This window comes from Arthrobacter sp. RAF14 (assembly GCF_052114185.1).
Lineage (GTDB): Bacteria > Actinomycetota > Actinomycetes > Actinomycetales > Micrococcaceae > Arthrobacter_E.
This window is the reverse complement of the sequence record NZ_JBFREG010000006.1, coordinates 13,698-26,892: the sequence shown is the minus strand read 5'-3', so window position 1 is coordinate 26,892 and position 13,195 is coordinate 13,698. Positions and strand designations below refer to the sequence as shown.

Sequence of the window (13,195 nt, the reverse complement as noted above, 5' to 3'; positions counted from 1 at the left end):
ACCCCCTAGGGGTATCAGGCAAGGGGTCCGGCGGGAGGCGATGCCCGACCCTGGACATTGGAAAGCCCCGGAACACGTCATTGGGGGATACGTGCTCCGGGGCAGCTCTTGGGGCAACTTCTTCGTCGCTGGATCGAGCTTAGCGGCAAGTTCGGGCCGTTCGCCACTTCTGCGGATTACTAATCGCAGAGGACTTACATGACAGAAAATCAACAACCGCGTGAATCGCAGATGCGGAGAAAAACCGCCTAGAAATCCGCACTCTTGCGGGTGTTCTGAAGCAGTGCTTGCATGGAGGCATGTCAACGGCGACGCAGTACCTGGTGGCGATCGGTACGAAGAAGGGCCTCTGGCTGGCCCGAAGCACGGACCGCGAAGAGTGGGTGCTGGACGGCCCCCACTTCCTCATGACGGAGATCCCCAGCATCGGCATCGACACCCGGAACGGGACCCGCATCCTCGTGGGCATCCGGTCCGAGCACTGGGGACCCACCGTGGCGCACTCCGACGACCTCGGCGCCACCTGGACCGAACCCGACGGGGGAGGGATCGCCTTCGCGGAAGGTGATGGCGCCGCCGTCGAACGTATCTGGCAGCTCCAGCCCGACCGGGAAGACCGTCCGGGCGTGGTGTGGGCCGGCGTCGAGCCCATCTCCCTCTGGCGGTCCGACGACGGCGGTGAGCACTTCGAACTCAACCGCGGCCTCTGGAATCACCCCCATCGCCCCGAATGGGGCGAAGGCGCCGGCGGCGGCGCGGTGCACTCCATCATCCCGGCCCCGGACGGTTCCACCGTGCACGTCGCCATGAGTACCGGCGGTGTCTACCGGACCCGGGACGGCGGCGGCAGCTGGCAGGCCACCAACCGGGGCATCGGGGCGTCCTTCCTGCCCGGCGAACTCCCCGAATTCGGGCAGTGTGTCCATAAGATCGCAGCCGACGCCACCGATCCGGAGCAGATCTACGCCCAGAACCACGGCGGCGTGTACCGGACCCGCGACGGAGGGGACAGCTGGCAGGCGATCGAGCAGGGGCTGCCGGCCAACTTCGGATTCGTCATGCTGAGCCATCCCCGGAACGCCGGAACGGCGTGGGTGATCCCGCTGGCCGCCGATGTGGAACGCATCCCGGTGGACGGGCATCCGGCCGTGGGCCGCACGCTGGACGCGGGGGAGAGCTGGGAGATGCTCGACGCCGGACTTCCGCCCAAGGACTACAACTCGATCCTGCGGGATGCCGCTGCCGTGGACACCGCCGATCCGGTGGGTGTCTATTTCGGGACGCGCGGAGGCAGCGTCTACGCCAGCGCCGACGAAGGCGCGACGTTCCAGGAGATCGCGTCGCATCTGCCCGATGTGCTCTGCGTGCGGGCGGCGGTCATCGAGGGTGCGGGATCTGAGCGCGGGGCCGACGCCGGAGTCCCGGTGGCGAGCTGAATGGCTGCCTACACGGTCCTCATCCCGAGCGTCCTTCGGCCTCTGGTGCGCGATGCGGATGTTCTGGACGTGGTCCTGCCGGACGACGGAGGGCCGGCCACCGTGGCCCGCGTCCTGGGCTCTCTGGCGGCCGACCATCCCGTGCTGGGCCGGCGGCTCCGTGATGAGACGGGAGCGCTCCGGCGTCATGTGAACGTGTACCTGGGACCCGACGAGGTCCGCAGGCTTCAGGGGCTCGAAACCGAAGTCCCTGCGGGGGCGGAATTGATGATCATCCAGTCCGTGGCCGGCGGCTAGGGGTTCCCGCCCGTCAGGCCACCCGCCAGAGCTGATAGTCCTGGGAGTCGAGCACGCGGCGCTGGCCCGTCTCCGAGTCCCGGATCCAGACCACGCCCAGGCCCGGAGCGATGTCCTGGACCTGGCCGCGCCGGATGAACGTCGTCCGGGGCAGCAGATGGAAGCGTTCGGCCTCCACCTGGTCACCACGGCGCAATTGGTGGAGCGAACTGATGAGGGTTCGTGCGGTCATGTCCCTTCACCTCCACTGGGAGAACTTTTCGGTGCTTCCAGTCAACCGCTCCGGGATTTCGTCCGGGTTTCGGCACCGTAAGAAGTGGGTGAGGACGCGGTTACAGGCGACGCGCGACGGCCCGGTGGGCGGCCGTCCGGAGCCCGATGGATCGGCTCCGGGATGCTGATGACGTGAGCCGCGGAGGCGCGGAGGAACCGTGCGGCGGGGTGGACCTCAGAGGAGGCCGTGGAGGCGCCACGACCCGGGAAGACCCTCCAGGGCCACGATGCCGGTGTTGGCCAGCGGCTGACGCACGTCGAAGACCCCTTCGTGGGCGACCCGTGCCGCGGTCCAGCACCGGATGGCGGCGCCGTGGCTCACTGCCACCACCGTGGATTCCGGACCGTGGGTCCTGGCCATCTCTTCCACTGCGGCGTCGAAGCGGGTGAAGAAGGTCGCGCTGTCCTCCGCGCCGTCGATCCTGGAGGCGGCATCTCCCCGGCCCCATGCGATGACGTGGGCTCCGTAGCTGGCGCAGGAGTCGTCGTCGTTCAGCATCTCGAGGACGCCGGCGCCGATTTCTTCGAGTCCCTCCAGAACCCTGGCCTGGAGGTTCCTGGACTGGGACAGCGGTCCGGCCGTGAGCTGGGCCCGCAGGAGGGGCGAAGCGTAGACGGCGTCGAGGTGTTCCTCGGCCAGGCGCTCCACGAGTGCCCGCGCCTGTTCCTGTCCCAGCTCGGTGAGCCCCGGGCCGGGGCGTCCCGTGTCCAGAGCCCGGAGCACATTGCTGGGGGTCTGACCATGCCGGACCAGGAACAGGCGCATGGCCGTGGCTACTTGAGGTAGTCGACCAGAGCCGAGGCCACGCCGGTGTACGACGCGGGGGTCAGCTGGAGGAGACGGTCCCGGGCCTCGTCCGAGAGGCCCAGGCCGTTGACGAACTCCTGCATCCGAGCGGCGTCGACGCGGTGGCCGCGGGTCAGGTCCTTGAGACGCTCATAGGGGTTCTCCATGCCGGGGACACCGGCGATGGCCTCGGCGCGCATGACGGTCTGGATGGCCTCGCCGAGGACCTCCCAGTTGTCATCCAGGTCGGCGGCCAGGGCCCCTTCGGAGACCTTGAGCTGCTTCAGACCCTTGGCCACATTGCTGATGGCCAGCAACGAATGGCCGAACGCTACGCCGATGTTGCGCTGCGAGGACGAGTCCGTCAGGTCCCGCTGCCAGCGGGACGTGACCAGGGTCGAGGCGAGCACGTCGAGCAGCCCGCTGGAGATCTCCAGGTTGGCCTCGGCGTTCTCGAAACGGATGGGGTTGACCTTGTGCGGCATGGTGGAGGATCCGGTGGCGCCGGCCACGGGGATCTGCGCGAAGTAGCCGATGGAGATGTAGCTCCACACATCGGTGCAGAAGTTGTGCAGGATGCGGTTGAACCGTGCGATGTCCGCATACAGTTCGGCCTGCCAGTCGTGGCTTTCGATCTGGGTGGTGAGTGGGTTCCAGTCCAGTCCCAGGCCTTCGACGAAGGTGCGGGAGATGGAAGCCCAGTCCGCACCCGGCACGGCGGAGACGTGAGCGGCGAAGGTGCCGGTGGCGCCGTTGATCTTGCCGAGGTATTCGGTGCGGGAGACACGGTCCAGCTGACGGCTCAGGCGGTGGGCCACCACGGCGAGTTCCTTGCCCAGGGTGGTGGGGGTGGCGGGCTGGCCGTGAGTGCGGGACAGCATCGGCACGTCACGGTTCTCCGTGGCCATGGCGCTGATCTGGTCCACCAGGGCACGCGCGGCCGGGAGCCAGACGTCCTCCACGGCACCCTTGACTCCGAGAGCGTAGGAGAGGTTGTTGATGTCCTCGGAAGTGCACGCGAAGTGCACCATGGGGGTCAGGGACTCGATGCCGATGGCCGGCAGGCGGCGGCCGATGTAATACTCCACGGCCTTCACATCGTGGACCGTCACGGCTTCGATCTCCGCGAGCTCGGCCACGGAGGCGGCGTCGAATTCGGTGACGATGGAACGCAGCTGATCCTGCTGCTCCGCGGTCAGCGGCGCGGAGCCGGGCAGAACCGACTGGGAGGTGAGGTGGATCAGCCACTCCACTTCCACGGCGACGCGGTCACGGTTCAGCCCGGCCTCGGACAGGTAGTCCACCAGGGGGGCGACCGCAGCGCGGTACCGGCCGTCCAGGGGCCCTAGGGCGATCTGGCCCTCGCCTGCAGCCAGGGAGAGACGTCCGGACGGGATGCGCGCAGTGGTTTCAGCCATGTGCCCATTCTTTCATGTGCGGGGAGGCGGTCTCATCTTCGTGCGGCCATGTGGACAGCGCGTGACGAACCCCATCCACATGGCGGTCTTTCCTCCGTCCGCCCGTCTCCCCTCATTCCTAAGGTGGTGTCCGGTCCACAGTCACCGCATGAGGAGGTACGGCATGGACACGGTCCATCTTCGCGGGGCCACACTCCCGCGTGGGGAAGACGGTGCGGAGGAGCGATTCCTCGCGCTCGCGGCCTGGCTCGGGCAGCAGAGGGACGAGGTGTCCTCTGCGCTCTCCTCTGTCCGTCAGGTGGATGGCGTGCGCTGGGAATCAGCCGCCGGCGCGGCGTTCAGAGCAGCCCTCGAGGAACGACGGCGGGGCCTCGTCCGGGCGAATGGCGCATTGGAGGCGGCCCGCTCGGCTCTCGTGCTTCAGGCCGCTTGGCTGGCCTCCCTTCGCTGTGGGACGAGTGCGGAGCCGGTCCGCCGTCCGGGGACCGTTTCCAGCGGTGACGCCGGACCGGCCGTTCACTATGAGGGGCGCTGATGTCTGAGGACCCGGGAGAAACCGGCTTCTGGATCAACGGGCGGTACAGCCTGGTCAGCGTCGACCCTGATGAACTCCGGACGGCTTCGGGGCGTCTGGATCTCCTCACCGACCGGCTGGTGAGGTGCCTGCAAGGAATCCAGAGCCGGTGGGAGGCGATTCTGGATTCGTCCCCGACGCCGGGATCCGGTCTGAGCGACTGTGGATGGGCGGTGAACCGGGCCACGGTGCTCCTCGAAGGGGAGGTGTCGGCGCTGCGATCACTCGCGGGCTCGGTCCGTGACTCCGCCACGGCTTACCAGGAGTCCGAATCCCGGACGGAATCCAGGGTGGCCGGTGCGGGTGATGTGGTCCAGTGGGGACTGGTGCTGGTACCCGGCCTGGTGGCGTATGTTCTGGGAGCGGTGGATCCGCCGTCACGGGACGCATATCTCAGAGCGCTCAGGGCGACCGGAAAGAGCGACGGAGTGGATGCTCTCACCCATGCCCTGTCGGCCTGGGACGGCGGAGTGGACGAGGCCCTTCTCCGGCAGAACGCGGTGACGGTGACGGGGGAGCGGTGGGACGCTGCGCCACCGGCTCCTGGGTCCTCTCTGGGCTCAGCACTCCGGACCGCAGGGCTCGCAGGTGGCCGGGACTCCGCGGGTCCGGGTGAAAAGCCCATCCCGTTGTCCTCGGTGGTGGTGGACAAGTACCCGAGAACCGACGGCAGCTATGCCGTGGTCGTGAGCATTCCGGGCACCCAGAAGTGGGAGCCCTTCAACTCGGCGGACACCACCGATGACCTCAAAGGCAACATCTCCGCGATGGCGCAGGGCACGGAGCGGCGGACGTATCTGACCCAGACTCAGGCCGCCGTGGTGAAGGCCCTGGAGGCCGAAAAGGTCACCGCGCGGGACGACCTCGTGCTGAACGGATACAGCCAGGGTGGGATCAATGCCGTGGCGCTCGCCGCGAACAAGGAGTTCACCGCCCGGTACCGGGTCCGCGCTGTCAATGCCGCAGGCTCGCCGGTCGGCCGGTTCCTCGGCCGGGTCGATGCGAGCGTGCTGCTGCTGGAGAACCAGCGGGACGTGGTCCCGGCGCTCGACGGGGTTCCCAACCCCCGGAAGCCGAATGTGGTGACAGCTCGTTTCTCGTCCCAGCCGGCCACGGTCGACCCGCTCCTATCAGGCCTCGCCTCGGGCAGGCCGGCGGATGCGATCAAGGGGTCGCTCGACGTCCCCGCCAAGATCCGGAACGCCCATGATCTGGGGAATTACATCGCCGCGGCGGACCGGCTGGATGCCGGCCACGATCCCGCGGTGCTGCGGCACCGGAAGCTCCTTGAGGAAGTCCTGGGACCCGATCGGATCGACACCTCGCCGGGGTCGGCGCGGAGAGCCACCCGGACGGTCTACACCGCGCACGAGTCGGGGCCGGCTCAGGCCGGACGCCGGCGATGAGCCGGTTCGGGGTCCTGTCCGGAAACTGGAACTCCATCCGGAACCTGCCGCCCGGAAACTGCGCGCCCGGAAACGGCCCGTCCGGGGTTCAGCGGTCCTTGTCCCGGTTGAAGAGACGATCCGTCACGAGGGAGATCAGGCTGATGATCAGCGCGCCCAGGACCGCGGTCCAGAAGAACGAGTCGATCCCCAGATGCACCGGGGTGAATCCGCTGAGCCAGGAGGTCAGGTACAGCATGGCGGCATTGATCACGATGGTGAACAGGCCGAGGGTCAGGACCGTCACGGGAAGGGCGAGGAAACGGACCACAGGCCGGATCCACGCGTTGACCACGGCGAAGATCAGGCCGATGAAGAGGTACGCCAGGATGCTCCCCAGGGTGTCTGCGGGAGCCGACGGCGCCGCGCCCGCCACCAGGTCCTGGGCGGCGCCGGTGGTCAGTGTCAGTCCAGGCAACAGCCAAGTGGCCACCCAGAGGGAGAACGCGTTGATCGCCAGACGCAGGAGGAACTTCGCCATGCGACCATGCTGTCATACCTGTCTGGGCGTATCCCCGGCATTTAGGCTGGACACATGAGCTCTCATGTGTCGCCCTCGGAGGGCGTGTCCGCAGACCACGGTCAGGAAATCCTTCCCCGCCCCGCGGTGGGACTTCTTCCCAAGTACACCGCCGGCAAGCCGCCGCGGGTGCTGGACGGGCTGACCAGCTACAAGCTCTCGTCCAACGAGGTGGCGCTTGGCCCTCTGCCGCAGGTCCGGGAGGCCGTGGCGGGTTTTGACGGCTTCAACCGTTACCCCGATCCTCTGGTCACCCAGCTGCGGGAACGGATCGCCCAGGAGTTCGGGGTCCCTGCGGAGGACGTGGTCACGGGCGCCGGAAGCCTCGGTGCGCTGAACCAGATCATCGGGGCCTTCGCGGGTCAGAACCCGGACGGAAGCCAGGACGAGGTCCTGTACGCCTGGCGCTCCTTCGAGGCGTATCCCATCTGCGTCGGCCTGGCCGGTGCGCGCAGCGTCCAGGTGCCGTTGCTTTCCGATGGCCGCCACGACCTGGTGGCCATGGCCGCGGCGATCACCGAAAACACCAAGGTGATCCTCCTGTGCACGCCCAACAACCCCACAGGACCGGTCCTCCGGACGCAGGAGACGCACGATTTCCTGGCCCAGGTCCCCGCCGACGTGCTGGTGGTCATCGATGAGGCCTACGTCGAGTTCGTCAGGGATCCCGATGCGGTCAAGGGTCTGGAGTTCCTGGAGCGCTACCCCAATGTGGTGGTGCTGCGGACCTTCTCCAAGGCTCATGGTCTGGCGGGTCTCCGCGTCGGATACTCGGTGTCTCATCCGCAGGTGACGCAGTACCTCCGCCTCTCGGCCACTCCCTTCGCCGTGTCCCAGGTGGCGGAGCGCGCGGCCATCGCATCCCTGGATCATCTTCCGGAGGTCCTGGAGCGTGTGGACGGCGTGGTGGCGGAACGCGAAAGAGTGGTCGCCGCGCTGGAATCCCAGGGCTGGGAGATCCCTCAGGCGCAGGGCAATTTCGTCTGGCTGCCGCTGGGTGAGGAGACCGCCCGCTTCGCCGAGCTGGCTGGAACGCACGGACTCTCGGTCCGGGCGTTCGCTCCGGAGGGCGTGCGGGTCAGTATCGGGGAGCCGGAGGCGAACACCCGTTTCATCGAACTCTGCGAGGAATTCCGCCGGTCCTGAAGGGCCGCGTGTATTCCGTTGCGTTCACGACTTAATGATCACTTCTCCCGGAAATCCGGCTAAAGTGATCCCCGGACCAGATATATTCCACCTCGGGAATGCATTCCCCAAATGGAATATATCGTTTGTTTCCCACGTGGTGTGGGACGGATGCAAGGAGACGGCATGGGCGTAGGGCAGCTGCCGACCACTGAATTCAACGATGAGGAACTCGACGACCACCCGGAGTCCCACCAGGACCCGGCCTCGGAGCCGGCAGGTGGGGACATGGTCCAGCTCCTGGACGCTCAGGGGAACCGTCGGGAGGACCCGGTATTCGGTCCCTACGTGGAATCTCTGGACGCTGAGGCGCTGCGGGCGTTCTACCGGGACATGGCGGTGGTCCGCCGGTTCGACCAGGAGGCCACTGCGCTGCAGCGCCAGGGCCAGCTGGCGCTGTGGGTGCCTCTGACCGGCCAGGAAGCGGCCCAGATCGGTTCCGGCCATGCGCTGCGGAGTGAGGACTTCGTGTTCCCCAGCTACCGTGAGCACGGCGTCGCGCTCTCGCGCGGCCTCGACATGGCGGATCTGCTCAGGATCTTCCGTGGAGTCACCCACGGCGGCTGGGATCCCCGGGAGAAGAACTTCAACATCTACACCTTGGTGCTCGCCGCCCAGGTGCTCCACGCGGTGGGCTATGCCATGGGCATCCAGCGTGACCAGCAGTCCGCGCAGGCGAAGGGACAGGCCGCGGACGATGCCGCCGTCGTCGCGTACTACGGTGACGGCGCCAGCAGTGAAGGCGACGTCCACGAGGCGATGGTCTTCGCCTCCAGCTACAAGGCGCCCGTGGTGTTCTTCTGCCAGAACAATCACTGGGCCATCTCCGTCCCGTCCAAGGTGCAGACCAAGGTGCCGCTGGCGCACCGCGCGCAGGGCTACGGCTTCCCGGGAATCCGCGTGGATGGCAACGACGTCCTTGCGGTGCACGCGGTGACCCAGTGGGCGCTGGACCGGGCCCGCAACGGCGAGGGGCCGGTGCTGATCGAGGCTTTCACCTACCGTCTGGGCGCTCACACCACGGCCGACGATCCCACCAAGTACCGGACCAGCTCCGAAGAGGACCAGTGGCGGGCGAAGGATCCGCTGGCCCGGCTGGAGACCTACCTCCGCGCCGAGGGTCACGCGGACGACGCCTTCTTCGAGGACGTCAAGCGTCAGGGGCAGGAACTGGCGGACGCGGTCCGCCTGGCCGTCCAGTCCATGGAGGGACCCAGCATGGAGGAGGCCTTCGCGCACGTGTACGCGCAGGCCCACCCGCTGGTCCAGGAGGAGCTCCGGTGGTACCGGGAGTACGAGGCAGGATTCGAGAACGCGGACGACGCAGGTGAGGGCTGAGCCATGACCACCATGACCATTGCCAAGGCCATCAACGAAGGCCTGCGCGAGGCCCTGGGCCAGGATGAGAAGACCCTGCTGATGGGCGAGGACATCGGAGCGCTCGGCGGCGTCTACCGCGTCACCGACGGTCTGCAGCAGGAGTTCGGCGAGGATCGCGTGGTCGATTCGCCGCTTGCGGAGGCCGGGATCATCGGCACCTCGATCGGCCTGGCCATGCGCGGCTACCGCCCGGTCTGCGAGATCCAGTTCGACGGCTTCGTCTTCCCCGGGTTCAACCAGATCACCACGCAGCTGTCCAAGTACCACGCGAGGACCAGTGGCGCCGTGACGCTGCCCGTCACCATCCGCATTCCGTACGGTGGGGGCATCGGCTCGATCGAGCACCACTCGGAGTCCCCGGAGGCGTTGTTCGCGCACACTGCGGGCCTGCGGATCATCACCCCGTCCAACCCGCACGACGCCTATTGGATGACCCGTCAGGCCATCGAATGCCAGGATCCGGTGATCGTCTTCGAACCGAAGAAGCGGTACTGGCTCAAGGGCGAGGTGGACACGCAGGACCCCGGCACCTCCGCGGACCCGTTCAGCGCCCACGTGGTGCGGGAGGGCTCGGACGCCACGCTCGTGGCCTACGGTCCGCTCGTTCCGGTGGCCCTGGCGGCCGCCGCTGCCGCGGAGGAGGACGGCCGCAGCGTCGAGGTCATCGATCTGCGGAGCATCTCCCCGATCGATTTCGACACCGTGGAGGCTTCGGTCCGGAAGACCGGTCGTCTCCTGGTCGCCCATGAGGCCCCCACGTTCGGTGGAATCGGCGGTGAGATCGCCAGCCGCATCAGCGAGCGGGCGTTCCTCAGCCTGGAGGCGCCCGTGATCCGCGTGGGAGGTTTCCACATGCCGTATCCGGTCGCGAAGGTGGAAGAGCATTACCTGCCGGACATCGACCGCATCCTCGAAGCACTCGACCGCGCCTTCTCGTACTGAGGGCCACGGAGTTTAGGGAAATCATGAGCACGCAGAAATTCAATCTCCCGGACGTCGGCGAGGGTCTGACCGAGGCCGAGATCGTCTCCTGGAAGGTCAAGGTGGGGGACACCGTCGCGATCAACGACGTCCTCTGCGAGATCGAGACCGCCAAGTCGCTGGTGGAACTCCCCTCGCCGTTCGCCGGCACGGTGACCGCGCTCCTGGTTCCCGAAGGGAAGACCGTCGACGTCGGCACGCCGATCATCGCGGTGGGCGCCGCAGGCGAAACCTCTTCGGACGACGACGGCGAGTCCCCGGCTTCCCCGGCAGCCGGTCCGGCCGCTGCGGAGACCCCCCGGCTCGCCTACGGCACGCTGCCGGTGGATGACTCCGAGGCGCCCGGCCCGCTGGTGGGTTCCGGCCCGAAGGCCGACGCCGTGAAGCGCCGCCCGCGCCGCAACGGCGTCGCACCCGCCGGGGCTGCAGCAGCGGCTCCGGCTGCACAGGCTCCGGCGCCGGCTCCGCAGATTCCGGCGGCCCCGGCAGCGCCCGCTCAGCCTGCCGTCAGCCAGGCTGCCCCCGCCCAGGCGGTTTCTCAGGCTCCGTCCACGCCTGCCGGGTCCACCGCTTCCGGTTCTGCGGGGGAGGAGCGTCCCGGGCTGGGTGGTGCCCTGACCGGCCTGGTCAGCCGGGTGCTGGCCAAGCCCCCGGTGCGTAAGATCGCCCGCGACCTCGGGATCGATCTCGCCCTGGTGACCCCCACGGGCGCCCGCGGCGAAGTGACCCGTGAGGATCTGGTCAGCTACCAGTCGCAGCGCGAGGCCGAGCAGGACCAGGCCGGCAAGTTCTGGACCCCGCAGGCCAGGAACCCGGAACGCCGGATCGAGCGCATTCCGGTGAAGGGTGTGCGCAAGGCGACGGCGAAGGCCATGGTGGATTCCGCCTTCCAGGCCCCGCACGTCTCGATTTTCGTGGACATCGACGCCAGCCGGACCATGGAGTTCGTGCAGCGGCTGAAGAAGTCCCGCGATTTCGAAGGCATCAAGGTCTCGCCGCTGCTCATCCTGGCCAAGGCCGTCATCTGGGCTGCCGCGCGCAACCCCAGCGTGAACTCGGAATGGGTGGCCGGTCCGGACGGGGACGAGATTCACGTCAAGCACTTCATGAACCTCGGCATCGCCGCAGCCACGCCGCGGGGGCTGCTGGTCCCGAACATCAAGGACGCCCAGGACCTCTCCCTCAAGGAGCTCGCGGTGGCGCTCAACGACCTGGCCACCACGGCCCGCGCGGGGAAGACGAGCCCGGCGGACATGAGGGACGGGACTCTCACGGTCACCAACATCGGCGCCCTGGGCATCGACACGGGCACTCCGATCATCAACCCCGGCGAGGTGGCGATCGTCGCCTTCGGCACCATCAAGCAGAAGCCCTGGGTGGTCTCCGGAGAGGTCATCCCGCGCTGGATCACCACGCTCGGCGGCTCCTTCGATCACCGCGTGGTGGACGGCGACCTCTCGGCCCGCTTCATGGCCGACGTGGCCGCGATCATGGAGGAGCCGGCTCTGCTGCTGGACTGAGGACCGCTGGACTGAGTGCTGCGGGCAGGCAGAGTCGCCTGACGGACGACGTGAGAGAGGACCCCGATGACGGAATGGACCACCCGCACCCTGATGGAACATGACCGCGACGAGTGGTCACGGCTGTTCGAGGGGTACTGCGCCTTCTACCAGCGTGAGCTCACCCCGGAGCACCTGGACCGGGTATGGGCCTGGCTCCAGGGCGGGGATCTGATCGGGCTGGTGGCCGAGGACCCGGCGGTGCAGGGCCGTCTCGTGGGGCTGGCGCACGTCCGCGCCGTCGTCCGCCCCACGGTGGGTGAGGTGGCCGGTTACCTTGACGATCTCTTCGTGGACCCGGAGGAGCGTGGTGGAGGCGTGGTGGACGAACTCTTCGAGGCCATCCGCGCCCAGGCCCGGACGGAAGGCTGGAATCACGTCCGCTGGATCACCTCGGAGGACAACTACCGCGCCCGGGCCGTCTACGACCGCCTGGCGACTCGCACGCAGTTCCTGACGTATCACCTGGACCTCGGCGACTGACGGCCGGCGGCCGATATGACGAAGGCTCCTCGTCCCGACGGGACGAGGAGCCTTCGTGTCTCCGGTGGCTGGTTATGCCACCGTCGTGTTGACGATGTAGACGTCGCAGGGGGCGTTGTGCGCCACGGTGTTCGCCACCGAACCCAGGACACGGCCGATGCCGCTCATACGGCGGTTGCCGACCACGATCACATCGGCGCCGAGGCGCTCCGCTTCGCTCAGCAGGGCGTCTGCGGGCTTGCCGCGGGCCGACAGGTACTCGACGTCGGAGCCCAGGCCCTCGGCCACCTGCTTCGCCACGCGCTGCGCGTCGTCGGCGTCGGACATGATGAAGGTGTCGCTGCCGCTGCCGAAGACTTCGACGTTGTCCTTGTCGAAAGCGGTGATCACGTGAAGCCGGGCTTCGAGACCCTGGGCCAGCTTGTAGGCCGCCGCGGCAGCCCGGGCCGCCGTTTCGCTTCCGTCGACGCCAACAATCACAATTCCGGACATATCCGCTCCTCGTTGATGCTTATGTTGCAAGTAACTGTAGACGGCGGCGGCACGGCGGAAAAGTGCGTGTGCGCGGGTGGAACGTTCGGCGACTCCACACGAGATGTGAAACGGTCACTTTATAGTGGCGACCTCGGGCTGTCCATTCTGATCGCAACTCTGCGTTACCGGCGGGTAGCCAGATAACGATCTGATTGCCAAGGAGTGAAATAGGCCTTTCAGACCGCGAAGTTCGTGGTACTTTTCGGGTGGAATGTGACGCGCCGCACAGGCCACGAGCCCGCGGCAGTCTGGAAGGAAACCCCGTGCACCAAAAATCCACGGCCCCTGCCTTGCGCGGTAGCCGTACGCCCTCACGCCTGCAC

Annotated in this window: 13 protein-coding genes; 8 read left to right on the top strand and 5 right to left on the bottom strand. The window is 67.6% G+C overall.

The window, feature by feature from the left end:
• Positions 1-299: 299 nt before the first annotated feature.
• The gene (locus AB4Y75_RS13075) at positions 300-1,436 is read left to right on the top strand and encodes a WD40/YVTN/BNR-like repeat-containing protein (protein ID WP_441436320.1); all 1,137 of its coding nucleotides are present in this window, start codon (positions 300-302) and stop codon (positions 1,434-1,436) included.
• Entirely contained in the window at positions 1,437-1,733 is a 297-nt protein-coding gene (locus AB4Y75_RS13070; RefSeq protein ID WP_441436319.1) for a MoaD/ThiS family protein, read from the top strand.
• A 13-nt stretch (positions 1,734-1,746) separates the two neighbouring features.
• On the opposite strand, the gene AB4Y75_RS13065 is transcribed toward AB4Y75_RS13070, so the two are convergent.
• From AB4Y75_RS13065 to purB, 3 genes are all read right to left on the bottom strand, one after another.
• The gene (locus AB4Y75_RS13065) at positions 1,747-1,965 is read right to left on the bottom strand and encodes a hypothetical protein (protein ID WP_441436318.1); all 219 of its coding nucleotides are present in this window, start codon (positions 1,963-1,965) and stop codon (positions 1,747-1,749) included.
• 216 nt (positions 1,966-2,181) lie between these two features.
• Complete coding sequence (locus AB4Y75_RS13060; RefSeq protein WP_441436317.1) at positions 2,182-2,772, bottom strand: histidine phosphatase family protein; 591 nt, start codon at positions 2,770-2,772, stop codon at positions 2,182-2,184.
• A gap of 8 nt (positions 2,773-2,780) precedes the next feature.
• Positions 2,781-4,211 carry an adenylosuccinate lyase gene (gene purB / locus AB4Y75_RS13055; RefSeq protein ID WP_441436316.1) on the bottom strand — a complete coding sequence of 477 codons (1,431 nt, stop codon included), beginning with the start codon at positions 4,209-4,211 and terminating at the stop codon, positions 2,781-2,783.
• Positions 4,212-4,745: 534 nt separating this feature from the next.
• On the opposite strand from purB, the gene AB4Y75_RS13050 reads away from it, so the two are divergent.
• Positions 4,746-6,191, top strand: coding sequence for a hypothetical protein (locus AB4Y75_RS13050; protein WP_441436315.1), 1,446 nt, complete (start codon positions 4,746-4,748; stop codon positions 6,189-6,191).
• An 88-nt stretch (positions 6,192-6,279) separates the two neighbouring features.
• On the opposite strand, the gene AB4Y75_RS13045 is transcribed toward AB4Y75_RS13050, so the two are convergent.
• Complete coding sequence (locus AB4Y75_RS13045; protein WP_441436314.1) at positions 6,280-6,711, bottom strand: phage holin family protein; 432 nt, start codon at positions 6,709-6,711, stop codon at positions 6,280-6,282.
• A 54-nt stretch (positions 6,712-6,765) separates the two neighbouring features.
• On the opposite strand from AB4Y75_RS13045, the gene AB4Y75_RS13040 reads away from it, so the two are divergent.
• The 5 genes from AB4Y75_RS13040 (at position 6,766) to AB4Y75_RS13020 (ending at position 12,338) form a co-directional block, all read left to right on the top strand.
• Positions 6,766-7,896, top strand: a complete 1,131-nt coding sequence (locus AB4Y75_RS13040) for a histidinol-phosphate transaminase (RefSeq protein WP_441436313.1) — start codon at positions 6,766-6,768, stop codon at positions 7,894-7,896.
• Between the two features lie 165 nt (positions 7,897-8,061).
• The gene (gene pdhA, locus AB4Y75_RS13035; protein ID WP_441436312.1) at positions 8,062-9,273 is read left to right on the top strand and encodes a pyruvate dehydrogenase (acetyl-transferring) E1 component subunit alpha; all 1,212 of its coding nucleotides are present in this window, start codon (positions 8,062-8,064) and stop codon (positions 9,271-9,273) included.
• A gap of 3 nt (positions 9,274-9,276) precedes the next feature.
• Entirely contained in the window at positions 9,277-10,257 is a 981-nt protein-coding gene (locus AB4Y75_RS13030; protein ID WP_441436311.1) for an alpha-ketoacid dehydrogenase subunit beta, read from the top strand.
• 23 nt (positions 10,258-10,280) lie between these two features.
• Positions 10,281-11,816, top strand: a complete 1,536-nt coding sequence (locus tag AB4Y75_RS13025; RefSeq protein ID WP_441436310.1) for a dihydrolipoamide acetyltransferase family protein — start codon at positions 10,281-10,283, stop codon at positions 11,814-11,816.
• Between the two features lie 66 nt (positions 11,817-11,882).
• Positions 11,883-12,338 carry a GNAT family N-acetyltransferase gene (locus tag AB4Y75_RS13020; protein WP_441436309.1) on the top strand — a complete coding sequence of 152 codons (456 nt, stop codon included), beginning with the start codon at positions 11,883-11,885 and terminating at the stop codon, positions 12,336-12,338.
• A 72-nt stretch (positions 12,339-12,410) separates the two neighbouring features.
• Here AB4Y75_RS13020 and AB4Y75_RS13015 read toward each other — a convergent pair whose 3' ends face one another.
• Positions 12,411-12,830 carry a universal stress protein gene (locus AB4Y75_RS13015; RefSeq protein ID WP_441436308.1) on the bottom strand — a complete coding sequence of 140 codons (420 nt, stop codon included), beginning with the start codon at positions 12,828-12,830 and terminating at the stop codon, positions 12,411-12,413.
• Positions 12,831-13,195: the final 365 nt, after the last annotated feature.